The 25,240-nt window shown below is 66.8% G+C and carries 29 protein-coding genes; 11 read left to right on the plus strand and 18 right to left on the minus strand.

Going from position 1 to position 25,240, the window contains the following annotated elements; all coding sequences use genetic code 11:
* Positions 1-2: 2 nt before the first annotated feature.
* Complete coding sequence (locus ABIA71_RS09045) at positions 3-623, minus strand: M23 family metallopeptidase (RefSeq protein WP_354284895.1); 621 nt, start codon at positions 621-623, stop codon at positions 3-5.
* Between the two features lie 210 nt (positions 624-833).
* On the opposite strand from ABIA71_RS09045, the gene ABIA71_RS09050 reads away from it, so the two are divergent.
* Positions 834-977 (plus strand): hypothetical protein, encoded by a 144-nt coding sequence (locus ABIA71_RS09050; RefSeq protein WP_181393973.1) that lies wholly within the window; start codon positions 834-836, stop codon positions 975-977.
* Positions 974-1,147 carry a hypothetical protein gene (locus ABIA71_RS09055; RefSeq protein WP_181393972.1) on the plus strand — a complete coding sequence of 58 codons (174 nt, stop codon included), beginning with the start codon at positions 974-976 and terminating at the stop codon, positions 1,145-1,147. Before ABIA71_RS09050 ends, ABIA71_RS09055 begins: the two co-directional genes overlap by 4 nt.
* A 136-nt stretch (positions 1,148-1,283) precedes the next feature.
* Here ABIA71_RS09055 and ABIA71_RS09060 read toward each other — a convergent pair whose 3' ends face one another.
* The 4 genes from ABIA71_RS09060 to ABIA71_RS09075 all read right to left on the minus strand — a co-directional run bounded on the left by ABIA71_RS09060 (position 1,284) and on the right by ABIA71_RS09075 (position 4,129).
* Positions 1,284-2,042: a carbon-nitrogen hydrolase family protein gene (locus tag ABIA71_RS09060; RefSeq protein WP_354284897.1), complete on the minus strand. Its 759-nt coding sequence runs from the start codon at positions 2,040-2,042 to the stop codon at positions 1,284-1,286.
* A 91-nt stretch (positions 2,043-2,133) separates the two neighbouring features.
* A complete protein-coding gene (locus ABIA71_RS09065; RefSeq protein ID WP_354284899.1) occupies positions 2,134-2,814 on the minus strand; it encodes a hypothetical protein in 681 nt (226 codons plus the stop codon).
* 129 nt (positions 2,815-2,943) lie between these two features.
* Complete coding sequence (locus ABIA71_RS09070) at positions 2,944-3,213, minus strand: hypothetical protein (protein WP_128096802.1); 270 nt, start codon at positions 3,211-3,213, stop codon at positions 2,944-2,946.
* A gap of 352 nt (positions 3,214-3,565) precedes the next feature.
* Positions 3,566-4,129 carry a hypothetical protein gene (locus ABIA71_RS09075; RefSeq protein WP_354284901.1) on the minus strand — a complete coding sequence of 188 codons (564 nt, stop codon included), beginning with the start codon at positions 4,127-4,129 and terminating at the stop codon, positions 3,566-3,568.
* Between the two features lie 120 nt (positions 4,130-4,249).
* Between ABIA71_RS09075 and ABIA71_RS09080 the strand changes: the two genes are divergently transcribed.
* The 5 genes from ABIA71_RS09080 to ABIA71_RS09100 all read left to right on the plus strand — a co-directional run bounded on the left by ABIA71_RS09080 (position 4,250) and on the right by ABIA71_RS09100 (position 8,092).
* Entirely contained in the window at positions 4,250-4,567 is a 318-nt protein-coding gene (locus ABIA71_RS09080) for a hypothetical protein (protein ID WP_354284903.1), read from the plus strand.
* Positions 4,568-4,696: 129 nt separating this feature from the next.
* Positions 4,697-5,278, plus strand: coding sequence for a TetR/AcrR family transcriptional regulator (locus ABIA71_RS09085; RefSeq protein WP_354284905.1), 582 nt, complete (start codon positions 4,697-4,699; stop codon positions 5,276-5,278).
* A gap of 50 nt (positions 5,279-5,328) precedes the next feature.
* Complete coding sequence (locus tag ABIA71_RS09090) at positions 5,329-6,432, plus strand: alkene reductase (protein ID WP_354284907.1); 1,104 nt, start codon at positions 5,329-5,331, stop codon at positions 6,430-6,432.
* A 128-nt stretch (positions 6,433-6,560) separates the two neighbouring features.
* Positions 6,561-6,944, plus strand: a complete 384-nt coding sequence (locus tag ABIA71_RS09095; RefSeq protein ID WP_354284909.1) for a nuclear transport factor 2 family protein — start codon at positions 6,561-6,563, stop codon at positions 6,942-6,944.
* 659 nt (positions 6,945-7,603) lie between these two features.
* Positions 7,604-8,092, plus strand: a complete 489-nt coding sequence (locus tag ABIA71_RS09100) for a hypothetical protein (RefSeq protein ID WP_354284911.1) — start codon at positions 7,604-7,606, stop codon at positions 8,090-8,092.
* 130 nt (positions 8,093-8,222) lie between these two features.
* On the opposite strand, the gene ABIA71_RS09105 is transcribed toward ABIA71_RS09100, so the two are convergent.
* The 10 genes from ABIA71_RS09105 to ABIA71_RS09150 form a co-directional block, all read right to left on the minus strand.
* The gene (locus ABIA71_RS09105; protein ID WP_354284913.1) at positions 8,223-8,516 is read right to left on the minus strand and encodes an immunity 53 family protein; all 294 of its coding nucleotides are present in this window, start codon (positions 8,514-8,516) and stop codon (positions 8,223-8,225) included.
* A gap of 101 nt (positions 8,517-8,617) precedes the next feature.
* Positions 8,618-9,151, minus strand: a complete 534-nt coding sequence (locus ABIA71_RS09110; protein ID WP_354284915.1) for a Cif family virulence factor — start codon at positions 9,149-9,151, stop codon at positions 8,618-8,620.
* Between the two features lie 46 nt (positions 9,152-9,197).
* Positions 9,198-11,177, minus strand: a complete 1,980-nt coding sequence (locus ABIA71_RS09115) for a PEP/pyruvate-binding domain-containing protein (protein WP_354284917.1) — start codon at positions 11,175-11,177, stop codon at positions 9,198-9,200.
* 66 nt (positions 11,178-11,243) lie between these two features.
* A complete protein-coding gene (locus tag ABIA71_RS09120) occupies positions 11,244-13,190 on the minus strand; it encodes a serine hydrolase domain-containing protein (protein WP_354284918.1) in 1,947 nt (648 codons plus the stop codon).
* On the minus strand, positions 13,153-14,241 hold the full coding sequence (locus ABIA71_RS09125) for a DUF5694 domain-containing protein (RefSeq protein ID WP_354284920.1): 1,089 nt from the start codon (positions 14,239-14,241) through the stop codon (positions 13,153-13,155). Before ABIA71_RS09125 ends, ABIA71_RS09120 begins: the two co-directional genes overlap by 38 nt.
* A gap of 117 nt (positions 14,242-14,358) precedes the next feature.
* Positions 14,359-14,769 carry an arsenate reductase (glutaredoxin) gene (gene arsC, locus ABIA71_RS09130; RefSeq protein ID WP_354284922.1) on the minus strand — a complete coding sequence of 137 codons (411 nt, stop codon included), beginning with the start codon at positions 14,767-14,769 and terminating at the stop codon, positions 14,359-14,361.
* A 106-nt stretch (positions 14,770-14,875) separates the two neighbouring features.
* Positions 14,876-15,730 (minus strand): DUF8832 domain-containing protein, encoded by an 855-nt coding sequence (locus ABIA71_RS09135; RefSeq protein WP_354284924.1) that lies wholly within the window; start codon positions 15,728-15,730, stop codon positions 14,876-14,878.
* Positions 15,731-15,754: 24 nt separating this feature from the next.
* The gene (locus ABIA71_RS09140) at positions 15,755-15,961 is read right to left on the minus strand and encodes a heavy-metal-associated domain-containing protein (protein ID WP_128096946.1); all 207 of its coding nucleotides are present in this window, start codon (positions 15,959-15,961) and stop codon (positions 15,755-15,757) included.
* A gap of 304 nt (positions 15,962-16,265) precedes the next feature.
* On the minus strand, positions 16,266-16,532 hold the full coding sequence (locus ABIA71_RS09145; protein ID WP_354284926.1) for a glutaredoxin family protein: 267 nt from the start codon (positions 16,530-16,532) through the stop codon (positions 16,266-16,268).
* A gap of 55 nt (positions 16,533-16,587) precedes the next feature.
* Entirely contained in the window at positions 16,588-19,128 is a 2,541-nt protein-coding gene (locus tag ABIA71_RS09150) for a heavy metal translocating P-type ATPase (protein WP_354284928.1), read from the minus strand.
* Positions 19,129-19,338: 210 nt separating this feature from the next.
* Here ABIA71_RS09150 and aroQ point away from each other — a divergent pair, with 210 nt between their 5' ends.
* The 4 genes from aroQ to accC are packed head-to-tail and all read left to right on the plus strand — an operon-like array spanning position 19,339 to position 22,133.
* On the plus strand, positions 19,339-19,788 hold the full coding sequence (gene aroQ / locus ABIA71_RS09155; protein WP_354284930.1) for a type II 3-dehydroquinate dehydratase: 450 nt from the start codon (positions 19,339-19,341) through the stop codon (positions 19,786-19,788).
* On the plus strand, positions 19,788-20,210 hold the full coding sequence (locus ABIA71_RS09160; RefSeq protein WP_354284932.1) for a lysozyme inhibitor LprI family protein: 423 nt from the start codon (positions 19,788-19,790) through the stop codon (positions 20,208-20,210). Before aroQ ends, ABIA71_RS09160 begins: the two co-directional genes overlap by 1 nt.
* Before the next feature lie 53 nt (positions 20,211-20,263).
* Positions 20,264-20,755 (plus strand): acetyl-CoA carboxylase biotin carboxyl carrier protein, encoded by a 492-nt coding sequence (gene accB, locus ABIA71_RS09165; protein ID WP_128096636.1) that lies wholly within the window; start codon positions 20,264-20,266, stop codon positions 20,753-20,755.
* A 10-nt stretch (positions 20,756-20,765) separates the two neighbouring features.
* Positions 20,766-22,133, plus strand: a complete 1,368-nt coding sequence (gene accC / locus ABIA71_RS09170) for an acetyl-CoA carboxylase biotin carboxylase subunit (RefSeq protein ID WP_128096635.1) — start codon at positions 20,766-20,768, stop codon at positions 22,131-22,133.
* Positions 22,134-22,390: 257 nt separating this feature from the next.
* On the opposite strand, the gene ABIA71_RS09175 is transcribed toward accC, so the two are convergent.
* The 3 genes from ABIA71_RS09175 to ABIA71_RS09185 all read right to left on the minus strand — a co-directional run bounded on the left by ABIA71_RS09175 (position 22,391) and on the right by ABIA71_RS09185 (position 25,057).
* On the minus strand, positions 22,391-23,449 hold the full coding sequence (locus ABIA71_RS09175; RefSeq protein WP_354284935.1) for a hypothetical protein: 1,059 nt from the start codon (positions 23,447-23,449) through the stop codon (positions 22,391-22,393).
* Between the two features lie 280 nt (positions 23,450-23,729).
* The gene (locus ABIA71_RS09180; RefSeq protein WP_354284937.1) at positions 23,730-24,101 is read right to left on the minus strand and encodes a hypothetical protein; all 372 of its coding nucleotides are present in this window, start codon (positions 24,099-24,101) and stop codon (positions 23,730-23,732) included.
* Complete coding sequence (locus tag ABIA71_RS09185) at positions 24,098-25,057, minus strand: hypothetical protein (protein ID WP_354284939.1); 960 nt, start codon at positions 25,055-25,057, stop codon at positions 24,098-24,100. Before ABIA71_RS09185 ends, ABIA71_RS09180 begins: the two co-directional genes overlap by 4 nt.
* Positions 25,058-25,240: the final 183 nt, after the last annotated feature.

Raw genomic sequence — 25,240 nt, forward strand, 5'->3', positions numbered from 1 at the left:
CGTCATCGCCGCGCGGCCGGGGTTGTGCGCGGGGCCGGCGTCCACGCACGCAGCAAGGGCAGCGGGTCGTAAGCCCCGTCGGCCCCGTAGATGCCCCAATGCAGGTGCGGCGGCGTGCCCTTGGCATTGCCGCTGTCGCCCACGTACCCGAGCACGGTGCCGGCCGCCACCACCTCGCCGCGCACCAGGCCGTCGCGCCATCCCTCCAGATGAGCGTAGTAATAGCGCTCCCGGGCCGGCCCCAGCACCCACACCTGCCGACCGCCCAGCCCGCCGTCGCGGACATCCATCACGACCCCGTCGCCCACGCTGCGCACCGGCGTGCCGCGCCTGGCGAAGATGTCGATGCCGGCATGGGTGCGGTCGCGGCCACGGGGCGCGCCAAACGTATCGGCAATGCGCCGGGCCGTCACCCCGTCCACGGGAACAGGCAGTGCAGTGGGCGGCGGCATCCGCGCCAGTGTCCACATCGCCCGCGGTACCTGCGCCCAGCGGCTGTTACACAGGGCGCCCACGGCCACCACGCAGATGGCCAGCAGCAGCAGGCGGACCAGCCAGCGACGCAGCCGGCGGGCCGGTGAGGGCGCGCTGGCAGAAGAGGGAATCGGTGAATCCGGTCGCATCGTTGCTCCAGTGGGGCGCAGGCAACGAGGGTACAAAGCGTGTGTGGGCTGGGCATGAAGTGTGCGGTCGTTGTGGCCCGCGTCACGGCATTGCCGCTTCGGATGGACAGCGGCTTCACGTGCCATCTGCTGAACTGCAGCTGTCGCCTGGGAAGATCATTCCGCCTTCCCTCCGTCGGACGCCCGGCAGGCTGCTATCGAAGGCACACCATGAATACCGCATTCAAGATATTTCTGTTGGTCGGGGCCCTGCTGTATGGGCTGCCCGGGCTGGTGTGGTGGGTGAACCACCGCCGCGCCATCCGTGCCCGACAGGGCGGTGCCGCGATGGGGTCCAGCGGGCCGACCACGTGAGCCTGACCGCCGAGCAACGCCGCATCCTGGATGACATCAACGCCACCCGCCCGGTATCGGACGCCGAGGCGAACTGGGCAGTTGCCGCCGGCTACGCCGCGCAGGCCGAAGACGGCGACATCGACCTGACCCAGGCCGGGCGGCAGCTGGTGGACAGCACCACGCTGTAGTTCCTGCATCCGCCTTCAGATCACCCGCAGGGTAATCGCCTTAGACACCGCGCGGGTCCGGTCGCGCGCGCCCAGCATGGTATGGCGGTCACGTACGCCTTGGGCGTCAGACCCGTCGTCTCGGACATCGAGCGCTTCAGCGGTCGTGTGCCGCGCCCACAGCGTCGCCCATCGGCAGTACCTCGGCCACCTGCGTGGCCAGGTCGTACACCACCAGCGCCTCGCCCTCGGCATCAGCGCTGCACACCTGCGTGCCGTCAGTGCGCCACACGGCAGAACGGCCCGCCATGACGAAATCATCGGCCGGTCCCACACCATTGGCCATCATCACGGTCAGCCCGTGGTGCTGCGCGATGGCAGGGTAATGCCGGTAGCCAGTATCGACGCCCCGCGCGGCCTTGGCCACGCTGGCCAGGTAGACCGTTGCCCCACGCGCCACTGCGGCATCGGCGTGCACGGCCTGCAGCGATTCGTAGCAGATGGCTGCCGCGATCACTGCACCGTGCAGCGGGAAGACCATCGGCCGGTCGCCCGGATGGAAGTACGGCTGTTCGTCGGCATGCAGCATCTGCTTGGCGTACACCACCGGCGATTCCCGGCAGCGGAACACGAACATGCCGATCTCGATGCCCTCCTGGCCTCTGTTCGGTGCGCCGACCGCGATCAGCATCTGGTGCCGGTCGCTGAGGGCCTGGAATACTTCCAGACGCGGATCGTCGCAGGACATCGCCAGCCGCTGCGCCATGCGGGGTTCGTAACCGGTAAGCGAGAGCTCGGGGAAGACCACCACCGCCGCGCCGTGGGACGCGGCCCGTTCGATGACCGCGATGTGCCGTTGAATGTTGCCGTCGATATCACCGGCAAGCCCACGCAGTTGTGCGGCGACAAGTTTCATGGCGCTTCCTCTGCCAGGCAGGGCGGAATGCGCTGCGTGCGACCTTCAATACACCGTCAGGCGGGCAGACGGCAACACGGCGATGCGTGCCTCACTTGCGCGCGGAACGTGCCTGCTTGCCGTCGCCGCCCTGCGCAGCCGCGCGACTCTCCGCGAAGGCCGGGAAGGTCTCGGCGATCGTCGCCTTGTCGGGCAGGATGTAGAACACGCCGCCGCGCTCGAACGTGGTGCGGACGATCTGATCGTAGAAGCCGGAAGAGACGTTGATGCAGCCGTGGGTAACGCGGTTGTCGTCGGGCGACGGCGAGGCCAGGCGTTCGGCGCGCTTTTCGGCCGGGGTGCCAGGCGGGGTCGGATGCAGGGAAACGGCCGACTCGTAGTCCACCCACAGCACGCGCCCGGCGTCGATGGAGGGGCCGTAGCCGCCGATGAAGCGACCGGCAGGTGTCGTGCGATCGCGTCCGGGAATGGCGCGAAGCGCAAGACCGGCAACGCCGGGGGCCGAATGATCGCCGGTGGCCGAGCCGATCAGTGCCGGCGCCGCGCCGCGAAGCTTGCCGTCACCACCAAACACCAGAATCTGGGCCGCGGCCTTGTCCAGCACCGCGAACGGATAGCCCTGGCTGTCCTTGCTTGCGACAACCCAGCCCGCCAGCTCGATCACGGTGTCGGACACTTCCTGGCCTTGCGGAAGCTCATCGACGGCCGCAACCGGCTCGGCAACGGAATCTTTGGCATGGGCGACATTGGTGCTGGCCAATGCCAATGCCAACGCCAGCGCGCCAGCTGCAGCCCGGAATGCAGGAGATGAATACGTAAGGATGGGACAGTTCCTTGCTATGAAAACGGTGTGATCACGGGACGCCGGTGGCCTGCAACGGCCACCGGAACCCGATTCCGGTTAACCGCGCGGCGTGCGGCGAGGTGCCTTTTCAAGCTGCTGGACGCGGCCTTCAATCTGATCCAGACGCTGGTTGGCCTGCTGTGCGGACTGGTTGGCAGACTCGGCACTCTGGGCCGCACCCTGCACCTTTACGTCGAGCTGGTCGAGGCGTGAGTTGATCGTTGCAAATTCGTCTTTATAGGTGGCGCAAGCACTGAGACCGACGGTGGCGACAATTGCCACGGTGAGCGTACGGGCGGCGTTGAGCTGTTGCTTGGTGAGGAACATTGCACTCCCTCCTTCGTCTGGGGAACCCGGACTATAGCGGCCTTTTCGCCAGAGCCATGACCGGCTTTCAGCTGCGATTGGAAGACGTGGAGAGAGCGTGAAGAGCGATCTTCATCGCTTCAGCTTCACTCTTTCGGTCTCCATGAGAACGCGTGCTACTGAGCGAACATCACGCCGCGCGTGAGCATCTTCATGGCGTGGCTGCGATAACAACGTTGGCTTCGGACCGAAGCGGCCACGCCTGCCGCGCGTCGCGTATCGGCCAGCGGATGCGTTGTCCCGCGACGCGAACTGTCAGCCACGCACGTGCCGGAACCTCTGTTTCCAGACACGGTCGGCACAGCGCGACGCGTCAGGGTGATTCAAGGCCTTCGAGCGTTCCCACCGCATCCTGGCGCATCACCGGTTCGCAGGTATCGATGCCGGCCACACCCGCGTCGGCAAGTGCCTTGGCCAGCCTTTCGCCGCATATCAGCAGCGGGATGGCCTCGTTGTGCGAGCCGAAGTACCGGTCCGAGAACGCCAGCTCATGGTCGGCCAGCGCCGCATCGCGAGCGAGCACGATGGTGCCGCAGCCCACAACATCCAGGTGGCGGCCACACCCGGCGCACAGCCGCAGGCACTGCGTGCCCATGGCGGCATAGTCCAGGGCAACCGGCGTGATGCAGGTAAGGTGGTAGAAACCGGGCGCCTTCGGCAGGTCCACGAAGCGCAGGTTGCGTCCACCCAGCGATGCATGGAGGGCGCGAAAGCGGTCGCTGACAATCACCGCACCGTCATAGCAACAGGACAGGTCCAGGCGACGCCTGCGCAACCGGAACCCCGGGTTGGTGAAGTCCGGATCGGTGCGGTAACCGCAGGTGGAACACGTGGGAACGCCACTGCTCGGGTCCACTTCGTCGCACGAGCCGATCATGTGCGAGTCGTTGCCTTTCAGACTCAGGTGATAAAGCACGGGAGGTATCGGCAGGGAATCGATCGAGGTGCCGATCTTAGCAGCGCCGCCTGGGTGATCCGGCCGGTCATACTGCTGCGCATGAAGATCGCCCTCGCCTCCCTGCTGCCCACCACCGACCTGCCCCTGGTGGCATTCCTGCACCGCCGGCTGGCGCTTCCGCTGGCGCATGTACGCGGGCACCTGGCGCAGGGGAGCAGCGGCACCTTCTACACCTGCGCGCTGTATGGCAACGACCATGTGCAGCGTGACAGCGAGATCCGCGACATCGTCAGGATGTTCGCCGAACGCAACGCGCCCCTGCAGGTGTGGGAGATGGAGGCGGGCCAATCGCCGCAGCCGCTTGAAGAAGCCCACCTGATGAACGCGCTCGACGCGGCGGCGGGGTCTTACCAGTAGCCGTCCAGCGCCCCGGCCGCTGGCAGCAAGGTGGCTGCCGCTGTGACCCGGAGGGTGATCCTGAACACTACAGAGACCTCCCATCCGACTTACTAGACGACTGGTCAGTTTCTGCGTATCGTAGCGGCCATGAAGAAGCCCGCCCATGAAACCCGCCAGCACATCCTCGACGTCACCCGCGCGCTGATGACCCGCAAGGGCTACACCGCCGTGGGTCTGGCCGAGGTTGTGGCCGCTGCCGAGGTACCGAAGGGGTCCTTCTACTATTACTTCAAATCCAAGGAAGAGTTCGGCCTGGCGCTGCTGGATGAGTACTTCTCCGCCTACCTGGCCACGGTGGACCGCCTGTTGGGCGCGGGGGGATCCGGCGCCGAGCGCCTGATGGCCTACTTCGCCTACTGGAAGGACACCCAGGGCTCCGACTTCCCGGACGACAAGTGCCTGGTGGTCAAGCTGGGGCCGGAGATGTGCGATCTCTCCGATGACATGCGTTCGGTGCTCAGGACCGGCACCGACGCCATCATCCAGCGCATCACCCGGTGCACCGAGCACGGCCAGGCCGACGGCTCCATTCCCACCACGGTGCCGGCAGCCGAGCTTGGCGAAGCGCTCTACCAGCTGTGGCTGGGCGCGTCATTGCTGGCCAAGCTCAACGACTCCACCGCCGCGTTCGACACCGCTCTGGCCGCATCGCGCCGCCTGCTGGCGTGATGTTGTTTTGCCCATTTACTAGACGACCGGTCAATTATCTCGAACCTCTCATGACAGACATCAGCCCCCGTACCGACTTGTTCTCGCCCACTGCCCTGGGCGCCCTCCAGCTGGCCAATCGCATCGTGATGGCCCCGGTCACCCGCAGCCGCTACGGCGAAGACGGCGTGCCCCACGACCTGCACGCCACCTACTACGCGCAGCGCGCCAGCGCCGGGCTGATCGTGGCCGAAGCCACCAACATTTCCCCCCAGGGCCGTGGCTACGCCGCCACGCCGGGCATCTGGAGCGAGGCACAGGTAGCGGGCTGGAAGCAGGTCACCGACGCGGTGCACGCCGCGGGCGGAAAGATCGTCAGCCAGCTCTGGCACGTGGGTCGCTTCTCCAATGTGGCGTTGCAGCCCAATGGCCAGGCCCCGGTTGCGCCGTCTGCCATCCAGGCCGAAGGCGATACCTACACCACCGACGGCTTCGTGCCGGTATCCATGCCGCGCGCGCTGGACACCGATGAAATGCCCGGCATCGTTGCGCAGTTCGCGCTCGCCGCACGCAATGCGCAGCGCGCCGGATTCGATGGCGTCGAAGTCCACGCCGCCAACAGCTATCTGCTTGATCAGTTCCTGCGCGACTCCACCAACCACCGCACCGACCGCTATGGCGGTTCCATCGAAAACCGCGCCCGGCTGACGCTTGAAGTCACCCAGGCGGTGGTCGACATCTGGGGCAGCGATCGAGTGGGCATCCGCCTGTCGCCGGTCACCCCGGATGCAGGCAACACCCCGCCGGACAGCACCGTCATGGCCACCTACGGTCATCTGATCCAGCAGCTCAACCGCTTCAATCTGGCCTACCTGCATTTCGTCGAAGGGGCCACGGCCACCTCGCGCAGCGTTCCCGACGGCGTGGACCTGGATGCACTGCGTGCGCAGTTCAACGGACCCTTCATCGGCAACAACAACTACAACCTCGACCTGGCCATCGCGCGCCGCGCCGAAGGCCGTATTGATGCGGTGGCCTTCGGTCGTCTGTTCATCGCCAACCCGGACCTGGTGGAACGCCTGCAGCGCGGCATGCCGCTGGCCGTCGCACCGCGCGCGTCCTACTACGGCGGCGGTGCCGCCGGCTACACCGACTGGCCACCCGCCTCACCTTGATCGCCCTACCCGCACCGGTGCCTGCCGGCTGGTGCCCTGCATCCACGACGCATGCCGGCCGCGCCCGGCGCACCCTCGCCGGCCACCCCGTTCCCTCCCTGCAACTCCACCCCCGTAAAGGAATTCCCATGACCCATGCAACCTACGTGCAGGACTACACCGCCATCGTCGAGGTACTGAACCAGTACAACGAAGGCGGCAAACAAGCCAACAGCAGCATCATGAAGCCGGCCTTCAATGCGCAGGCGACGATCTTCGGCGTGGACGCGGACAACGCGCTGGTGGGCGGTCCCATCCAGGGCCTGTTCGACACCATCGACACCGCGTTCCGTCCGTCGCCCGATGCACGCGCCGCCATCGCACGCATCGACATCGTCGGTACCGCGGCCAGCGCACGCATCGATACCGATGGCATCTCCGGCTACCGCTTCACCGACTTCTTCAACCTGCTCAAGGTGGACGGTCGCTGGACCGTGGTGAGCAAGATCTACCACACCCATCCTGCGGCCTGAGTCCAACGGCACATGGCGGGTCAGCCGCGCGATGCGGCTGGCCCGTCGTGCCGTCCCAGCGGGCGTATTTCCACGAGGGTGTTGTATTAGCCACCCTCCCGACAAAGGACGTCCAACTTTCGCGCATGAGGCGTTTCTACGCTCCGGTGACCACCATGTGCGTTGATGTTGAGGATGGGCAATCGCTAGTTTTTGTTGATGCGGCGGGATTGTTCGATGGGGTCTTGATGACGTTGATTGCGTCAGGTGCCGCGCATCGATCCGGGCACAGCTTGACCGGTCGGGTGGGCGCACGGCGGCGCTCTATGAAAAGCCCTGCTCATGGGCGTGCCGCAGCCATGCCACATCCACGGTGCCGGTGAACCCCACAACGGCGTCCACTCCGCACTGTGGGCACAGTGCGGTTTGATCCTGCTGTTGGCCGTCGCACCACGCAACAACCGCGGCAGGCGGAAATTCGGCGAAGCAGTAGTAACAGGCCGCCACATCGCTTGCGAGCAGCTGCTTGCGGTGCAGGGAAGATTCACAGGTCCTTGCCATGGCGTGCTCACCGAAAGGTTGGCCGGCTCAAGCACAGATCGTAAACTTGGCCAGCCAGGGAAGCGACCATCGTGGTCCGTCGGCGTTGACACCCTGAAGCGCAACCGGAGTAACAGGGAATGATCGTTGGTCAATGGATGACGCAGTCGCGCGGTGCCCGCGTGAAGTACATCGCACCGCTGCTTGCTGGCCTGTTCGCCGCCCCGGCGGCACAGGCGCTCGATGCCGCGCAATGGCGTGCCGTTGCCCCGGCGATACAGGCTGCCCTGGAATGCAGGACGCAACCCGACACGGACAGTGCTGCGTGGAAGGCCCTTGCCCGCAGCGCGTCCGGTGAGTTCACGCCGATCACGCCCCCGGCCCCCTTTACCGTGTTCGGCTTGCCGGTACGCGAGGTGTCCATCTATATCGATCCGGACGGTGAACTGGGCGAAAGCTACACCGCCGCGTTCAACGCCAGCGCCGCTGCTGTACGCAAGGCGGCAAAGCTCGCAGCCAATGCTGGACGCACGACGACGATGGGTGAGCTCATGCAGGGCGAAGGCAGTTCGTCGCTGACCTGCACGGTGATGGGCAACTACGATGAGAGCGACTACCAGGAACCCTGACCGTTCGTGGCGTCATGCATGTGTTCCTGCACGTTGAAGAGGGGATTGAGTTCCCCGCAACGCACAGGCGTGCACTAAGCCGTACGTGGACGTTTGGTCAGCGGCCCCAAAGGCCAGCGGGACAGCACGCTCAGTAACCTGCCCAGCAAAGGAACTGCTCCAGCATGTCTGGCAGGCATGCAATGCCACCGGCGGCTTCAAACCTGCCCGAAGCCACCTTGCAGTAAAGCCAATCCGCACTCGCCTCCGAATCACCCCGGTGGATGGGGGTATAGGGTGTGTGCTCAAGCGCCGTATCGGTCAAGTCCACGGTCAGCGTCCAGCCCGGGTTATCCAGCGTGTCGATCCTTATGCCAAAGGAATGTTCCCAGTCCCCATCACACTGATCGGCGTACCACTTCTGGGAGCGGTCAAGTGCATGCATCAACATTTCCTTTTGAGCCGGGCGATGGGCCGAATGGCACCATCGCGGGAAACCATGCAAGGGCGGCACTGCGCCCATGCTGGCGCAGCCAACAGAATGGATTATCTGTCGCCTGCAACGCTCAATCTGTCGTGGATCGAGTACACCACCGAGAAGATCTTCCAGCCGCGCTCGGTTCGCACCAGCTGCCACATCTCCCTGCCCCAGTTGGTCGTCGCGCCGTTGGCAAGGAACCGGTAATCGAACGACACCGACGCGACATCACCGTCCGTGTCGATCTTCACGTTGGAGAATTCCTCCGCGCGCGGCTCGGTGGTCGCCACCACTTCGTCGATCAGGGCGACAAAGGTGTTCGACGGAAGATGGCGCGCCTTGATCGCGTCGGGCTTGGTCGTGCGGATCTTCGCCAGGCGAACATCTTCGGACACGAACTGCCAGCCGATATCGGCGGGCGCGTCCGAGAAGAACAGGTCCATGTAGGCCGCCTTGTCCTTGTGGATCAGCGCTGCCTGGAACGCGTCCATCACGTGCTCGATCGCCTGGACATCGTTGGCCACGTTGCGTCCGGCCCGTGCCGGGGCACAGACCACCAGCGCGATGAAGAATGTGATCAGCGGAATGCTTCGTAGGGACATCTAATGCTCCTGTTGTGGGGTTCAACCGGTGCACACCAGTGCACCGTTACCGCGCACTGCCATCCACGTACGGCCGCGACTGCAGGATGAGCACCTCATCGCCCACCACGGCCCACTCGATATCCTGGTCCACGCCGCCCAGCGCCTGTTTGGTGCTGGCGCCCACCCGGGCCAACCGCGCGATGAGCGCGTCGGTAAGCACCTGGCGTGAGCCGGTAATGGGCACTTCGCGTACACCGCCGGCCGCGTTGGCCACCAGCTGGGTATCTTCCGCCGACCGGCTCAGCACCTGCACCGCCTTGGACCAGGTGGAGTACATCACCTGCTCGGCCTGGCGCTTGCCTTCCACCACGCGGATGCCCAGGCCGCGCTTGGCCGAAATGTAGGTGATGTGGCGGCGGGCAGCGTCGAAGGGGTCGCGCGTGATCATCACGCCGGAACTGTCCGAAGGCGCGGCGCGCTGCACCAGCACCGCCATGGCCACCGCGTCCTGGCGCAGGCCGGCGGCCGTCCGGGCCTCGTACGCCTCGAAGTTGAACACCGACGCCCACACCGTCTGCACGGCCTTGGCTACGTCGTCGGCGCGGGTCACGTTGGGGACGGTGGTGTACAACCCGGCGCCGCTGAAACCCGGCAGGTCCTCGGAGTTGGACGAGCTGCGCACGAACACCGCGCTGGCCTGCAACTGCCCCCGCCACTGGCTGTCCAGGCTGCGCACGAAGGCTGGATCGGGTGCGGCGTTGGCGATCTCGGCACGCAGCGCTGCCAACGCGTCCCGGCGGATGGCTGCGTCGGTACTGAAGCCGGGGCGACGCTGCAGCGCCTGCAGGCGCTCGGGAATGTGCAGCCGCTGCATCATCGCCTGGTAGTGGGCGAACGGAATACAGAAGCCGTCGGGCACGCGCGCGGCGGGCGGCAGCGCGGTTTTCAGCGTGCCCAGGTTGGCCGCCTTCACCCCACAGTGGCCGCTGTCGCGGGCGCGCAGCGCGGCCAGCGGCTTGAGCGCGACCACGCTCAGGTCCGGGCGTGGCAGGTTGCGCACCGTGGGGCGCGCCGCCGGGGCCGACGGCGTGCGTGCCGGGCGCGTCAGGCGGGTGACCTGGTAGTTGTTGTGGGTGACCTCCAGGGCGACCCACTGGCCGTCGTACGGGCGCAGGGCCGCCTGGGCGTCGCGCAGGTAGAGGTTGGGAATGCCCCAGCCCTTGGCCAGCAGGTTCACGTGCGACAGCAGGGTGGAGGGACGCTGGGTGACCAGGCCGGCCACCGGTGCCAGCGCGATGGGCACCTCGTCCAGCACCGGGATGTCGCCCGGTGACAGCGTGCGCAGCTGCGCCTCCGAGCGCACGATGCGCAGCCGCCCCTCGGCGCGGCCGGTGTTCAACGGCAGGAAGCGCTGCTCGCGCAGCAGCGCTTCCTGGCTGACGTAAGCCAGCCCCATGGCGGTGGCCAGCTGCTCGTGCTGGGTGGAGTTGGTCTTGAAGCGGATCGGCTCGCGGAACGACGCGCGTACCACCGCGTCGGTCTGCCGCAGCAGGGGCGCGGTGAGTTTGTCGCCCTCCCAGAACTCGTAGGTGTAGCCGGGCAGATCGCGCTGCCAGCTGAGCGTGCCAAACAGGAACCGCCGCTCGGGGTCACGGTACTGCGCGTTGAGCGTGGCCTTGTCCAGGCTGCGCACCAGCCGCTGGCGGCGCACGAACTGCTCGTGCAGCGCAATGCGCGGGGTGTTGATGTAGTAGATGCGCGCGGCGTTCTGCCGGTCGATCACGAAGATCAGGTGCGGCATCTCCAGCGCGGTACCGGCGTTGTAGACACGGGCCAGCTGCATGAACTGCGCGCGGTTGTCGATGCGCGACAGGTAGTCCGGCCCTTCGGTGGGCGTTGCAGCGGCCTCGCTGCCTGGCCGGTACTCGTACGGTGAGGGTTTACGTGCCGTCTGCGCCAGCGCAGGCGCGGTGCAGCACAGCAGCAGCGCAAGCACGGCCAACACGCGCGGTGGCCAAGCAAGGTGCGTACGGGATCGGTCCATGATGCCGGTGCAGGAGTTGAAGTGGGTGGATCATAAGCCAGTCCGGCGGCGGTGGAGGATCGGGCGTCAGCGCGCGTGCCCGGCGCCTATGCGGGTAGCCGCTACCGCCGGCACCTCGGGCGTGGTGATCCGCTCGGCCCGCAGGCGTCGCAGCCGGCGCGCGGTGAGGGTCAAGCCATCCACCGCCCCTTGCGCCGTGCGCGTGAATGTCACCGTCCATGGACCGCTGACGAAGCGGTCACCGCCCACGGCGTCGAGCACCAGGTCACTCTGGCGCGGCCAGCGCACGGCCAGCTTGCCGTCCACCATGAGCACCGTATAGGTCATGCCGACCTCGTCGATACGGTACTGCCCTGCCAATGCCGCCAGCGCCCCGGCAGTGGGCATCGGCGCGTTGACGCGCGAGAAGACACGCGGCGTGGGCCAGGCATCCCAGATGCGCAGCTCACGCGTGCCATGCGGCGCCGGGGTGGCGGTGCCGAACTGCCATCGCGCCACCTCACCCGAACGGAACAGCCCACCGCCGAGTGCTTCCAAAGGCGTCGACGCGCCGAACGGACGCAGTGCACCGTCCTTCACTTCCACCCGCACTACCTCGTCGGTCACTGCACTCCAATACAAGCCCGCCAGCGGCAACAACGCTGCTTCCGGCACCTTCACCGGGGAGGCAATGGGCGTCATCTGGTCCCCCAGATACACCGCCGCGATCTTCCGGTTGAGCTCGGTGGGTGTGCCCGTGCTGCCGTTGCACAGCGTCACGATCGCCAGCCGCTGGTCGGGGAATGCCACCGCGTCGGCCCGGTAACCGGCATGCAGGCCATCGTGGCCGATCGTGCGCAGGCCGCGGTAGGTCTGCACGAACACGCCACCGCCGTAGCCACTTGCGGCGCCGCTGTCCAGCGCAGCCGACTGCTGCAGGGACGCCACCAGGGCTGTCCCACCCACGCGCCCGTCGACGAGGTTGGCCTGCCACTTCAGCAGGTCGCCCACGGTGCTGAACAGACCGGTTGGACCGTAGTAGTCCGATGCCGGGATGCTGATCGTCCAGCCGCCCTTTCCATCGGCCTGGTACGCTGCGGCCCGCCCCCGCACGATCTCGGTGTGGTTGTCCTGGAAGTGGGTGTCGGTCATGCCCAGCGGCTTGAAGATGCGCTCATCGGCAAAGGTCCACAGCGGCTTGCCGGAGACGCGCTGCACGATCTCGGCCAACAGTGTGTAGCCCAGGTTGTTGTAGAGCGTCTCGCTGCCCGGCGTGAAGTTCAACCCGCGTTGCCGGGTGGCAATCGCCAGCATGTCGCGCTGGGTCATGACGTCGTCGCTGCGCCACCCGGCCAGGTACAGCAACTGCCCCTGCTCGCGCAGGCCACTGCTGTGGTGGATCAGCTGCGCGATGGTGATCCTGTGGCCAACATCCGGCATCTCCGGCAGGTAGGTGCGGATGTCATCGTCCAGCGACAGCTTGCCGTCCTGCGCCAGCAGGGCGATCGAGAAGGCGGTGAACTGCTTGGAGACCGACCCGACGAGGAAGATCGATTCCGGGGAGAGGGCGATGTCGTACTCGAGAGAGGACATGCCGTAACCGCGCGCGTAATCGAGCACGCCGTCGCGGGAGATTCCGACCGCACAGCCTGGCGTGGTGGTGCTGTTCCACGGGGCAAAGAGGGCATCCACCTGCGCGTGGCGATCTGCGGGTGACGTACGGGCGGGTTGGGCGCGGCCGACGGAGGGCTGCATGGCCCACGCGGTGGCGATGATCGCAATCAACAGGACGGATCGACTGACACGCACGGCAGGCCTCTGGATGGATGCCCACGGCAGTGTTGGGCAGCGCAACCTAGCATGGCCATGGAAGCCCGCGATATAGGCCGGAAGTTGTCCCGGGAGCCGAGCCGTCGCGTGACAACCACCCATGGACGCCGCGCTACCGTCGTGTCCCAACGCCGGTAGCGCGTGTGCTGACCAGATGCGTGCGGCGTCAGCGCAGCACGGCTTCGGCATCCACCAGCTGCACATCGTGCATCAGGTGGAGGTAGGCCTCGTAGTAGTGCTTGTGCGACGCGCCGACGATGGTCAGCATGCGCACGCCGGGGGTCTGTCCCAGCACGTCGCGCATGTTGGCGACCATGCGCAGGTTGCGGGTTTCCCAGTAGCCCACGTAGTTGCGGCCAAACGCCTGCGGCGAAGGCTCCACCAACGCTGCGCCGAAATCGCTGCGGTAGGTGTGCATCGCGCTTTCCGGGGTGTTGTACGCTCGGTAGATCGTGAGCATGCCGTCCGGCTGGGTCAACGTGGCGTTCAGCGCATCGTCCGCCGCGTGGCGGGCTTTGGAATGCGGGTTGTCCCACGCCTTCCGGATCGCATCCGCCGCCGCCTTCTCCACCTCCTTCGGCGTGGGCGAATCGGCGGTGTGGTCATCCACCGCCCACACCCGCTCCAGCCCCAGCCGTGCGGCCAGCGTGGCGGCCACCAGCACGGACTCGTCGCGCCGCTGCAGGCGTTGGTCCAGGAAGGCCACCAGCGCCTCGGTCAGACCATCGGCAGCAATGCGTTGTTCGGCGGGCAGGCGCAGCCATTGCACCACCGCGGAGTTTCGCTCACCGGCGGCCAGCCATACCGCTGCCAGCCGTCGCCGCTGCGCCGCACTGGGAGTGGCGGGCCACTGTGCCAGCAGGCGCTCGGCCTCGGCGTTGGCGGCGGGCACGTCCAGGCCGGTTGCGGCCTGCGCCGGACCGGTATCCACGCAGTAGCTGCTGACGCTGTCGGCATAACGCGCGGGATTGCGGCGCATGTAATCGCACTGCAGGCCGGGCACGGCCTCAACCGCAATCGCCTCCGGCTTCCAGGCGGCCAGACGCGCCAGCAGCGGTTCCAGCTGGGCCGGTGCGAAGGTGTCCGGCAACCCCGACAGATGCGGCGAGCCCAGCACCAGCACCTCGTTGGGCCGGCCCGCCGGCGGGCCCTTCAACTGCTCCGGGTGGAAGGAGGGCTGGTAGCCCGATGCGGCGGCCAGCGCGCTGGCACTGCACAGCCCGAGAATGAAGATACCGCCGATGCGTCCGATCATGCTGCCTCCCTGCAATGGCGGGTGCCTTGCCTGGACGCGATGCTGGTACACCGGGCGCGCAGCGGAAACCCCCGATGGTCATGGCAACCCTTTGGTCGTTTGCTGCATCGTGATCGCTCAGCCGCCTTGCCCTGCCTCGATCACCTCGCCGTCTTCCTTGGTGAAAGAACGCGTCATCGGCGGCAGGATCTCCAGAACGACCTCCGAGGGGCGGCACAACCGGGTCCCCAATGGCGTCTGCACGAATGGCCGGTTGATCAGGATCGGATGGGCCAGCATTGCATCGAGCAGCGCGTCGTCGTCGAGCGCAGGGTTGCCCAGCCCGAGCGCGTCATAGGGTGTGCCCTTTTGCCGGATCGCATCACGAACGCCCAGGCCGGCTGCTTCAATCAGTTCGATCAGGCGCGCGCGGCTCGGTGGGTGGACGAGGTACTCGATGACCTCCGGCGCGATGCCCACGTGCCGGAGCATCGCCAGCGTGTTGCGCGAGGTGCCGCAATTGGGGTTGTGGTAGATGACGGCGTTCATGCGCTCTCCTGCTGAAGGCATATGCCCGCCATCGATTGTCTCCCCGCCGGCATGCCGTGGCCAGGAATTCCCCAACCACGGCCAGGGCGACGCTACCGCCCGTTGCTCACGCGCCCGGCGCAACATCGACAACGAACGGCACCGTTCGGATGTCACCGTCGGCCATGAACTGGATCCAGAGTGCATAGCGACCCGCGTGAGGCGGCGTTGCGTGGAGCATCATCTGTGCGCTGACCGGGCCCGCCGGGTCGTGCGCCGAGCCGTGCGACCCGTGCGCGGCGTTGGCTGCACCCGCTGACATCGCATGCGCGTGGACATACGCCAGGTCATCGGTGCCCACGAACACCGCGTGCGCCGGCACGCCAAGGTAGAGGCCCAGGTCCTGCGCCGGCGTTCCATTCTTCAGAACCGTCAGGTGCACCATGCTCTCCTTGCCGGCCTGCAGACCCGACTGCTCCAACTGGACCGTATAGGGTCCATCGGTCCCTTCCTTGGGCGCCGTGAGCGGCGCGACGGCTTCCGCACCGGCGGTTGCCTCCACGGAAACGTCGAAGCGAACCACCTGTTGCCCCAGCCCGGTGGGCACCGCATCCGCGAAGACGTGGTAAACGCCAGCCTTGGGGAAGTGCATCGCGACCCGGAAACGACCGTCCGGCCCTGCCTTGCCCGGGTGTTCGTGCAGGAAGCTGGAGAAGGTGCTGTCGGTGGCCAGGACGTGCAGCGGCTGGGTCAGCTCTTCGTCAAAATGCACGATGGGCTTGCCCGTGGTCTTGTCGGCGAATGTGATCAACAACTCGCGGGAAAGCGCGCCGGTTTTCTCGATGGAAAGTTCGGCGCTGACCCGTTCGGTCGTTCCCGAAAGCGCAAACGCACCTTTCAAGGCTGCAGCGGAGGCCGAGGCTGGCAATGCCGCCGTACCGATCGCAGCCACGCCAAAGGTGAGAAGCTGTTTCATGAACATGGGACGTTTCTCCGTAGGTAGGGCTTACCGGCTTGCCAGCGGCTGGTGGGGGTACCCAGCCTCTGCCAGTACGGCGAGGAAGGCTGCTTCGTCCAGCGCCGTTTCTACCCGTACCTGTCGCGCCGGGGTGTCGGTTTCGATCTGCGCCAGGGGGTCGACGCTCAGCAAAGCGTCCTTCACCGGCCTGGCGCAGGAACCGCACGTCATGTTTGGAATGTGGAACTGAAGCATGTTGATCTCCTGATTGAGTGGTGCGCTGGCCACGTTGGGCGTTGACAGCGTGGCAATGTCAATCAACAGACGTGGAGATCGGTCTGTCCCTCGGGTTCCGTTCACCTTGTCGACGCCACAGGCACGCAACAACGCGCACATGCAGGCCCCACAACCGCGATTCGGTATGGATCACGTCAATGCAGTGCCGCGCTGCCTTACGTCGTGCTTGCCGTGGCGTTGCGCACGCACGATGAGGCGGGCGTATCCATGCCGAAGCGCGGCGACTTGCGCGCCACCGTGGGCCGGTTGGCGCGCTGGAGGATCATGGCCGGCCGGTCAGGCCGAGCGCCACGGTCAACAGCGGCTTCTGCGTCAGAAACGTGCCGTAGAAGACCGAATCACCCACCACTGTGATCGGCGCGACGCGCACGCCCGTGCGTGCCTTGGCCTCCTCCATGACCTCGCGGATGGACAGATCGCGCTCGTCGAAGATGATCCCCTCACGATCGAGCCAGGCCTTCAGCGCATGGCAGTCGGGGCATGCGGGCGTCGTGTAAAGAATGACGGGCGGTTGGGATGTGATGACCATGGCGGCCTCCTTCAGGCGGGTCTGGCGTCCGGGCGACAATTGCGCGTGCCCGGCATCAATGGCCGTTCACCGGGCTCGATGCGGTGGCCTCGATGCGCATCGGCGCGCGGAAGCGCTTGAGCCGCAGCGCGTTGCCCAGCACGAAGATGCTGGAGAGCGCCATTGCCGCAGCGGCAAAGATCGGCGACAGCAGCATGCCGTTGAGGGGATACAGCGCGCCGGCCGCCACTGGAATCAGCACGGCGTTGTAGGCGAACGCCCAGAACAGGTTCTGCTTGATGTTGCGGATGGTCGCCTGGCTCAGTGCAATCGCGTTGGTCACCCCGCGCAGGTCGCCGGACATCAGCACCACGTCGGCCGCCTCGATGGCGACGTCGGTACCGGTGCCGATGGCCAGGCCCACATCCGCTTCGGCAAGCGCCGGTGCATCGTTGATGCCATCGCCGACAAAGGCCACCCGCGCGCCGTTGGCGCGGAACTTCTTGAGCGCGGCCACCTTGCCATCAGGCAGGACTTCGGCGGCCACTTCATCGATGCCCAGCTGCCGCGCGATGGCTGCCGCGGTGGCGGCGTTGTCGCCGGTGATCATGGCCACCTTCAGGCCCAGCGCGTGCAGCGCGCGGATCGCCTCCGGGGTGGTGTCCTTGATCGGGTCGGCCACCGCGATCACCGCGGCCAGGCGGCCATCGATAGCCGCATACAACGGGCTCTTGCCCTCTTCACCCAGCCGCTGCGCCGCCGGCAGGAACGTGCTGACATCAAGACCCAGCCGGGTCATGAAACGGTCGGCACCCACTGCAACCGTTCGGCCGGACACCGTCGCGGTTACACCGTACCCCGGCATCGCCTCGAAGCCCTCAACAGGCGCCAACGTCAGCTCACGCTGTCCAGCAGCGGCGACGATCGCTTCGGCGATCGGGTGTTCCGAACGGGTTTCCACCGCCGCCACGAGCGCCAGCACTTCGTCATACGCAAAGCCGTCGGCCGGCACCAGGTCGGTCAGTTCGGGGCGCCCCTTGGTGAGCGTGCCGGTCTTGTCCAGTGCAACCACGCTGACGTCACGCAGTGCCTGCAGTGCTTCGCCCTTGCGGAACAGCACCCCCAGCTCCGCCGCGCGGCCGGTGCCCACCATGATCGAGGTTGGCGTGGCCAGCCCCATCGCGCACGGGCAGGCGATGATCAGCACGGCCACTGCATTGACCAATGCAAACGTGAGCGCCGGCGACGGGCCGAACACCAGCCAGACCAGGAAGGTCAGCACGGCCGCGGCCATCACCGCCGGCACGAACCACATGGTGACCTTGTCGACCATCGCCTGGATCGGCAGCTTGGACCCCTGCGCCTCTTCCACCAGGCGGATGATCTGCGCCAGCACCGTATTGGCGCCCACCTGGGTGACACGGAAACTGAAGGCACCGGTCTTGTTGAGGGTGCCGCCGACGACCTCGGCGCCCACCCCCTTGGACACCGGCACCGGTTCGCCGGTGATCATGCTCTCATCGACATACGAGGCGCCCTCAACCACCTGGCCATCGACCGGAACCTTTTCACCCGGACGCACGAGCACCACATCGCCGGTGGTCACCTGCTCCAGCGGGATCTCCACGGTGGCGCCGTTGCGCTCGACCCGTGCGGTCTTGGCCTGCAGGCCCACCAGCCGCTTGATTGCCTGCGAGGTGCGCCCCTTGGCCCGGGCTTCCAGCATGCGCCCCAGCAGGATCAGCGTAACGATCACCACGGCCGCTTCGAAATAGACGTTCGCCGTTCCCTGCGGCAGCACGCCGGGCGCGAAGGTGGCCACCACCGAATAGCCATACGCTGCCGCCGTGCCGACCGACACCAGCGAGTTCATGTCCGGACCGCCCCGCAGCAGTGCCGGGACGCCCTTGCGGAAGAAGCGCAGCCCGGGCCCGAACAGGACCAGCGTGGCCAGCGCGAACTGGATGTACCCGCTGGTCTGCAGGCCCAGCGTGTGCACTACCCAGTGATGCATGGACGGCACCAGGTGCGAGCCCATCTCAAGGATGAACACCGGCAGGGTGAGCGCTGCGGCGATCAGCAGGGAGCGCTGCAGTTCGCGCCCTTCGGCCTCGCGGCGTTCGGCCTCCTGGTCGCCCGCGCCGCCAGCGGCTGCCGCTACCCGGCGCGAGGTGTACCCGGCCTTTTCGATGGCCGCCTCCAGGTCGGCGATGGTGACCACGCCCGCCAGATGCCGCACGCGGGCACGTTCGGTGGCCAGGTTCACACTGGCCTCGATGACGCCGGGCACCTGCCGGAGGCCCTTCTCCACCCGACCCACGCAGGACGCGCAGGTCATGTCCTGGATCGCCAGCTCGGTGGTTTCTTCGTGGACGGCGTAGCCTGCACGTTCGATCGCCTCGACAACCGCCTGCGGATCGGCCGCCCCGATGAAGGTGACGTCGGCACGCTCGGTGGCAAGGTTGACCGAGGCCGTTTTCACACCGGGGATGGCGCTGATGGCGCGTTCCACGCGCCCCACGCAGGAGGCGCAGGTCATTCCGCTGACCGGCAGGCTGAGTCGCCCGCCCAGCGGTTTGGTCAGTCGGGTGTCGTTCTGGAGTGCGGTGGAAGCCATCGGGCTGCCCCTTGAAGAAGGTAGGGTGAGTAAAGCGTGGGGGTTCCAACGCTGGGAAGGTCAAGCCCGGGGGACGCGCACTGTGAAATGTCGGCGGGCAGGGGAATGCAGCATGTTTCAAACAAGCGATTGAAACGCTCGTAACTTCGCCGAACTGGACACCATCAGCAGGTTCCGCCAGACTTCGCCCTTTCCCGCTTCGTGGCACCCATGGCGAAACTGCTGGTCCTGCATGGCCCCAACCTCAACCTGCTCGGCACACGCGAGCCGGGGGTGTATGGGCACACCACGCTGGCGCAGATCGACCAGGCCCTGTTGGCCCAGGCGCACGCCGCCGGGCACGCCGTGGAGAGCCTGCAGTCCAACGCCGAACACCACCTGGTGGACCGCGTGCAGGCCGCCCGCGGAGACGGCACCGCCTTCATCCTGATCAACCCGGCTGCGTTCACCCACACCTCGGTGGCCCTGCGCGACGCGCTGGCCGCGGTGGACGTGCCGTTCATCGAAATCCACCTGTCCAACCCGCATGCGCGCGAGCCGTTCCGCCAGCACAGCTATTTCAGCGACAAGGCGGTGGGCGTGATCTGCGGCTTCGGCGCCGACAGCTACCGCTATGCGATGGATGCCGCCCTGACCCGCCTGCAGGGCGCGCGCGCCTGATGACGCTGCTGCGCGCCCTTGCCTGCGTGGCGTTGTCGGCCGGCCTGTGCGCCAGCGCCGCGGCGTTCGATCGCAAGGACGAAGGCATCGACTGCGCCAAGCCGACCACCACGATGGAGAGCGACCTGTGCGCCTCGGACGTGGCCGCCGCTGCCGACGTCGAACTCAATGCCGTGTATGCGCAGGCGCGCCAGCAGCTGCGCTCCCCGGCCGACGGCGGTGCCTGCAGCTGGTGCCGCAACGCCGAGCAGCAGCTGGTGTTGGCGCAGCGTGCCTGGGTGCAGCTGCGCGACCACGACTGCGACGCGGTCTACCTGTTCAACTCCGACGGCACCGCGCGCAACGGCGCACAGATGCGCTGCCTGACCACCCTCACGCGCGACCGCATCCGCCAGTTGCGCGATTTCTACGAATTGCTTTGACCCGAGCGCACCGCGCTTCCCACCACACTGACACCACGAGCCAAGAGGCCCCCATGGATCTCCGCAAAATCAAGAAGCTGATCGACCTGCTGGAAGAGTCGAACCTCGCCGAAATCGAAATCAAGGAAGGCGAAGAGTCCGTGCGCCTGTCGCGCGCCCCGGTCTCCGGCTACGGCATGATGCAGGCCGCCCCGCAGATGATGATGGCGCCCGCACCGGCGCAGGCCGCCGCAGCCCCGGCGATGCCGATGCAGTCGCCCACCGAAGCCTCCACCGGCGGCACCGCCAAGGCCGGCAACGCCCTGCCCGACGGCCACGTGCTGCGCGCACCGATGGTCGGCACCTTCTATGCGTCGTCTTCGCCGGACAAGCCGGCCTTCGTGTCGGTCGGCCAGGCCGTCAAGGCCGGTGAAACGCTGGCGATCATCGAAGCGATGAAGATGTTCAACCCGATCGAAGCCGATGTTTCCGGCACCATCGTCGCCATCCTGGGCGAAAACGGCCAGCCGGTCGAATTCGACCAGCCGCTGTTCGTGATCGGCTAAGGACTCGTCCATGCTCGACAAAGTCGTTATTGCCAACCGAGGGGAAATCGCGCTGCGCATCCTGCGCGCGTGCCACACCCTGGGCATCCGCACGGTGGCCGTGCATTCCACGGTCGACCGCAACCTCAAGCACGTGGCCATGGCCGACGAGTCGGTCTGCATTGGTCCGGCACCGTCGTCTGAGAGCTACCTCAACATCCCGGCGCTGATTGCCGCGGCGGAAGTCACCGACGCCCAGGCCATCCACCCGGGTTACGGCTTCCTGTCGGAGAACGCCGACTTCGCCGAGCGCGTGGAAGAGTCCGGTTTCATCTTCATCGGTCCCAAGGCCGACACCATCCGCCTGATGGGCGACAAGGTGGAAGCGATCCGTGCGATGAAGGCCGCCGGCGTGCCGTGCGTGCCCGGTTCGGGCGGCCCGCTCACCGACGACATTGTGGCCAACACCAAGATTGCCCGTGAGATCGGTTACCCGGTCATCATCAAGGCATCCGGTGGCGGCGGCGGTCGCGGCATGCGCGTGGTGCACGCCGAGGCGTCGTTGAAGGCGGCCATTGAAACCACCAAGTCCGAAGCGAAGGCAGCCTTCAGCAACGACCAGGTGTACATGGAGAAGTTCCTGGAGAATCCGCGCCACGTGGAGATCCAGGTGCTGGCCGACGGCCAGGGCAACGCCATCCACCTGGGCGAGCGCGACTGCTCGATGCAGCGCCGCCACCAGAAGGTGGTCGAAGAAGCACCGGCACCGGGCATCACCGACGAAATGCGCGAGCAGATCGGCAAGGTGTGCGTGGAAGCCTGCATCCGCATAGGCTACCGCGGCGCGGGTACCTTCGAATTCCTGTTCGAAGACGGCCGGTTCTACTTCATCGAAATGAACACCCGCGTGCAGGTGGAACATCCGGTGACGGAGATGGTGACCGGCATCGACCTGGTCTGCGAACAGCTGCGCATTGCTGCCGGCCAGAAGCTGACCATCAAGCAGAGCGATGTGGTGCTGACCGGCCACGCGATCGAATGCCGCATCAACGCCGAAGACGCGGAAACCTTCGTGCCGAGCCCGGGCCAGATCACCGCCTTCCATCCGCCGGGTGGTCCCGGTGTGCGCGTGGATACCCACATCTACAGTGGTTACCGCGTGCCGCCGAACTACGACTCGATGATCGGCAAGCTGATCGTGCACGGCCCAGACCGCGAAACCGCGATCGCGCGCATGCGCGTGGCGCTGAGCGAGATGGTGGTCGATGGCATCAAGACCAACGTGGCGCTGCAGCAGCGGATCATGCGTGACAAGGGCTTCCAGGCCGGTGGGCAGAACATCCACTACCTGGAAAAGCGCCTGGCCGAACGCAAGAACAAGTCGATTGCGTTGACCTGATCGCGCGGTAGTGGGTTACAACAAAAAGGCGGGGCATATGCCCCGCCTTTTTGTTTGCCCGGAATGTGATGCAGGCGGGCGGTGTTGTGCGTATCGACCGTTGGTCGGTACGCATCGCCAACCCCGGTAGGTACCGACCGTTGGTCGGTACCCCTTCCTCAACGCAACAGCGCGATGAGCAGCAGGATCGGGATCGGAATGCCCAGGAACCACAGCAGCAGGTATCTCATGGTGAATCCTCCTCGTTGAGCGATGGGTTACAGGTCGCGGCGGCGGCCGCCCCAGGTAGCAAACAGGCTGGCGCTGAAGGCACCGATCAGCAGCGTGATGAACAGCCACAGCGCGGCGTAGGCGGTTGCCTTGCGGGCGTCGTCAGCCGCCTGCTTGGCGTCGTTCTTGGCCTTCTCCAGCGAGGCGCGCAGGCGGGTCTGCATGTCGGTCACGCGGGCCTGCGCTTCGGCCTGGCTCATGCCGGTCTGGTTGGCCACCAGCTGCGCCAGGTACTGGGTATCGGCCGGGTCCATCGCATCGCCCTTCAGGCTGTTGACCACGATGCGGTTGACCTCGCCACGGACGTCACCCCGACCCGGACCCGGGCCCCGTTCTGCACCCGGCATCGGGCGCGGCGGCGGCGCGGCAGTGCCGGCCTGCGACGGCGGCACCGGCGGTGCAGCACCGGCAACGGGTGCCGGCGGCGGCCCCATCGGCGCGGCCGGTGCGGCCGGTGCATTTGGATTGGCGCGGAACAGGCCATCCACCCAGTACTGCAGGTCGCCGTTGTCGCCGCCCATGGCGGCCGGACCGGCAGCGGCAGCCACGCCACCGGCGGTGGTGGCAGCAGCGCCTGCGGTGGCACCGGCCACCCTGGCGCCAGCGCCCAGCACGCCGCCAATGGCGGTGGTGAGCAGGCCGGCGGTCAGCAGCGTAGCCACCGACCACGACAGGAAGCCGTGCGCCGTATCGCGGAAGTAGGTCTCATCGCCGTGCAGGTTGCTCCACTTGTTGCGCAAGCGGCCCGCGAGATAGCCGCCGAGACCGGAGGCGGCGATGGCAGTGAAAGTGAGCCAGGCGATGCTGGACCAGCCGAACGCCTCGGCCGACACGCCTTCATAGGCCCACGGCGAGACCGATGACAGCCCCAGGCCGACGCCCAGGATCAGCAACACCAGCGACAGCGCGGCGGCCGCGGCGGCACCGGCGAAGATCGCGCCCCAGGACGTGGCGCTGTCGTGGGGTGCAACGGGGGGCGGGGTGACCACTGCAACCGTCGCGGTGGCCTGTGGTTCGGGGCTGGCGTATTCGCCTCTGATGTTCATGGGGCAGGTTTCTCCGGCACGTGCGCTGCGAATGCAGCTGACGTGCGCAGGCTGCGCGACATCGCGTGAAACAGCCGAGAGCCTTGGGCGAAGGCCGCGTGCACTGGCGTCCACGAGGCGATCACGCCCGGCGCGGCATCCGCACGTGTTCGCCCTGCATGCCCCGAATCCGATCGGCCACGCAGCCGCGCTCAGCGCGCGCTGCGGACCCGTGCCGACCCACCACGCAAACCACCCTGCAGCAGGGGCATCGAGACGACGCCCCGCGCAGCGGCAGGCATCAACGCGGCGCGTTGGCCGCGGTCACCTGGCTGTTCTTGACCGGCGCCACGCCCAGCGACGAGGTCGGGTCGACAATCATCATGGTCTCGGTGGAACCATCGGGCCACACCACCTGGAAGGTGCTGCCGGTGGGCAGCGACGCGAACGGCATGCCGCTCTGCGCGCGGTACACCGCAGCCACCTGGCTGGCACCGGCGCGCCGCACGTCTTCCTGCGTCTTCACCGAGGTCAACTGCACCTTGGACAGGTTGCGATAGCGATCCTCATAGGTATCGATCATCACCAGCCCGACCGCGCCGGCCGAATAGGCCACGAACAACACCACCCAGAACCAGAACTTGGCACCGTGCAGGAATCGACGGTAATTCATCGCCCTTTCCTCTTCTTGATCAGTTCTTCAACCAAAGCCTTCATTGTCCCCGCACCTTGCCGCGAGACCGCGGCGTCATAGACGAAGGTGGCAAAATCCTGCCCACCGTCCTGCGAACAGATCCCACCGTTCGCGCAGAAATTGTTCATCAGCACACTGTCCGGCCCGCAGGCCATGCCCAGCTGGCATGCACCCAGCCGCCAGGCCAGTTCACTGAACTGGTCCCCTGACACCAGCCCCTCCAGCGCACGGTCGCCGCTGGCGCGTTGCCCCATTGCCGGCGACAGCGCCATGAAGGCTTCCGGGTCGCGGGAATCGAGCACCCGCTCGACCAGCCCCCGGCGATATTCCGGGGTGGTCATCAACGGCTGGCCGTCGGCGAACAACGCGGCCTCGGCCGCCAGGTTGCCGGCCTTGGCCGCCTGTTGGCGCTGGGCGAGGATCAACGGGCGGCCCAGGCCATCGCTGGCCACGAAGCCGCCGCAGCGACGCGCCACGCGCTCGCGGGCCTGCACCATGGCCGGCGCGGCGGTCAGCCCCAGTCCGTTCAACAACGCGTTGTCCAACTGGTAGCCGCCCGGGTCCATCGCATAGATGGCGCAGTAGTCGTACACCCGGCTGACCATCCACGCCGCTTCGGCGTTGCCGTTGGCGGCCTGCAGCTGCAGGCGCTGGGCATAGGCGAACAGATCGGTATCGCCTTCGATGTCGGCCCGGATATCCAGCGGCAGGCCGGACGCCACCGCGGTGCCGCGCTCGCTCGACAGCAACTGGCGTGCCAGCTGCTGGGCCTGCATCGGCGCGGCCGACACCAGCGACACCGGGGTGTCGTCAACCGTGCCCGGCACCGCGTCGTCATGCCGCACATGCCCACCGGCGCGATAGCCCACCACCCCCAGCAACGCCAGGGCCGGTACGACCAGCAACCAGGTTTTGAGGGTAGGCACGAGCGCCATGCGCAGGACCGGAAGATGCCCGTAGGGCAGCGGAAGGCCAAGTTTAGCAAGCCCTCCGGGCCGTGTCTGAACTGCGTGGTCGGGGCATTCTCGCCACCTCGCGAGACTGGACCGGGGCGCCGCACGGGCCGCAGGCCCCCACAATGGTCTAGCATTCACGGTTTTCCGCAGGTAATTCTTCCC

This window comes from Stenotrophomonas sp. 2619 (genome assembly GCF_040548725.1).
In the GTDB taxonomy this organism is placed as follows: Bacteria; Pseudomonadota; Gammaproteobacteria; order Xanthomonadales; family Xanthomonadaceae; genus Stenotrophomonas; species Stenotrophomonas maltophilia_AP.

Bases quoted from the DNA above. Each gene is read 5' to 3' on its own strand.
- ABIA71_RS09095 (WP_354284909.1), top strand. From the start codon at position 6,561: ATGACCCATGCAACCTACGTGCAGGACTACACCGCCATCGTCGAGGTA.
- ABIA71_RS09150 (WP_354284928.1), bottom strand. From the start codon at position 19,128: ATGGCTTCCACCGCACTCCAGAACGACACCCGACTGACCAAACCGCTG.
- ABIA71_RS09050 (WP_181393973.1), top strand. From the start codon at position 834: ATGAATACCGCATTCAAGATATTTCTGTTGGTCGGGGCCCTGCTGTAT.
- ABIA71_RS09120 (WP_354284918.1), bottom strand. From the start codon at position 13,190: ATGTGCAGCTGGTGGATGCCGAAGCCGTGCTGCGCTGACGCCGCACGC.
- ABIA71_RS09070 (WP_128096802.1), bottom strand. From the start codon at position 3,213: ATGTTCCTCACCAAGCAACAGCTCAACGCCGCCCGTACGCTCACCGTG.
- ABIA71_RS09045 (WP_354284895.1), bottom strand. From the start codon at position 623: ATGCGACCGGATTCACCGATTCCCTCTTCTGCCAGCGCGCCCTCACCG.
- ABIA71_RS09180 (WP_354284937.1), bottom strand. From the start codon at position 24,101: ATGAATTACCGTCGATTCCTGCACGGTGCCAAGTTCTGGTTCTGGGTG.
- ABIA71_RS09090 (WP_354284907.1), top strand. From the start codon at position 5,329: ATGACAGACATCAGCCCCCGTACCGACTTGTTCTCGCCCACTGCCCTG.
- ABIA71_RS09085 (WP_354284905.1), top strand. From the start codon at position 4,697: ATGAAGAAGCCCGCCCATGAAACCCGCCAGCACATCCTCGACGTCACC.
- arsC (WP_354284922.1), bottom strand. From the start codon at position 14,769: ATGAACGCCGTCATCTACCACAACCCCAATTGCGGCACCTCGCGCAAC.
- ABIA71_RS09125 (WP_354284920.1), bottom strand. From the start codon at position 14,241: ATGATCGGACGCATCGGCGGTATCTTCATTCTCGGGCTGTGCAGTGCC.
- ABIA71_RS09075 (WP_354284901.1), bottom strand. From the start codon at position 4,129: ATGATCGGCTCGTGCGACGAAGTGGACCCGAGCAGTGGCGTTCCCACG.
- accC (WP_128096635.1), top strand. From the start codon at position 20,766: ATGCTCGACAAAGTCGTTATTGCCAACCGAGGGGAAATCGCGCTGCGC.
- ABIA71_RS09060 (WP_354284897.1), bottom strand. From the start codon at position 2,042: ATGAAACTTGTCGCCGCACAACTGCGTGGGCTTGCCGGTGATATCGAC.
- ABIA71_RS09115 (WP_354284917.1), bottom strand. From the start codon at position 11,177: ATGGACCGATCCCGTACGCACCTTGCTTGGCCACCGCGCGTGTTGGCC.
- accB (WP_128096636.1), top strand. From the start codon at position 20,264: ATGGATCTCCGCAAAATCAAGAAGCTGATCGACCTGCTGGAAGAGTCG.
- ABIA71_RS09110 (WP_354284915.1), bottom strand. From the start codon at position 9,151: ATGTCCCTACGAAGCATTCCGCTGATCACATTCTTCATCGCGCTGGTG.
- ABIA71_RS09175 (WP_354284935.1), bottom strand. From the start codon at position 23,449: ATGAACATCAGAGGCGAATACGCCAGCCCCGAACCACAGGCCACCGCG.
- ABIA71_RS09185 (WP_354284939.1), bottom strand. From the start codon at position 25,057: ATGGCGCTCGTGCCTACCCTCAAAACCTGGTTGCTGGTCGTACCGGCC.
- ABIA71_RS09100 (WP_354284911.1), top strand. From the start codon at position 7,604: ATGATCGTTGGTCAATGGATGACGCAGTCGCGCGGTGCCCGCGTGAAG.
- ABIA71_RS09160 (WP_354284932.1), top strand. From the start codon at position 19,788: ATGACGCTGCTGCGCGCCCTTGCCTGCGTGGCGTTGTCGGCCGGCCTG.
- ABIA71_RS09145 (WP_354284926.1), bottom strand. From the start codon at position 16,532: ATGGTCATCACATCCCAACCGCCCGTCATTCTTTACACGACGCCCGCA.
- ABIA71_RS09135 (WP_354284924.1), bottom strand. From the start codon at position 15,730: ATGTTCATGAAACAGCTTCTCACCTTTGGCGTGGCTGCGATCGGTACG.
- ABIA71_RS09105 (WP_354284913.1), bottom strand. From the start codon at position 8,516: ATGCATGCACTTGACCGCTCCCAGAAGTGGTACGCCGATCAGTGTGAT.
- ABIA71_RS09080 (WP_354284903.1), top strand. From the start codon at position 4,250: ATGAAGATCGCCCTCGCCTCCCTGCTGCCCACCACCGACCTGCCCCTG.
- aroQ (WP_354284930.1), top strand. From the start codon at position 19,339: ATGGCGAAACTGCTGGTCCTGCATGGCCCCAACCTCAACCTGCTCGGC.
- ABIA71_RS09140 (WP_128096946.1), bottom strand. From the start codon at position 15,961: ATGCTTCAGTTCCACATTCCAAACATGACGTGCGGTTCCTGCGCCAGG.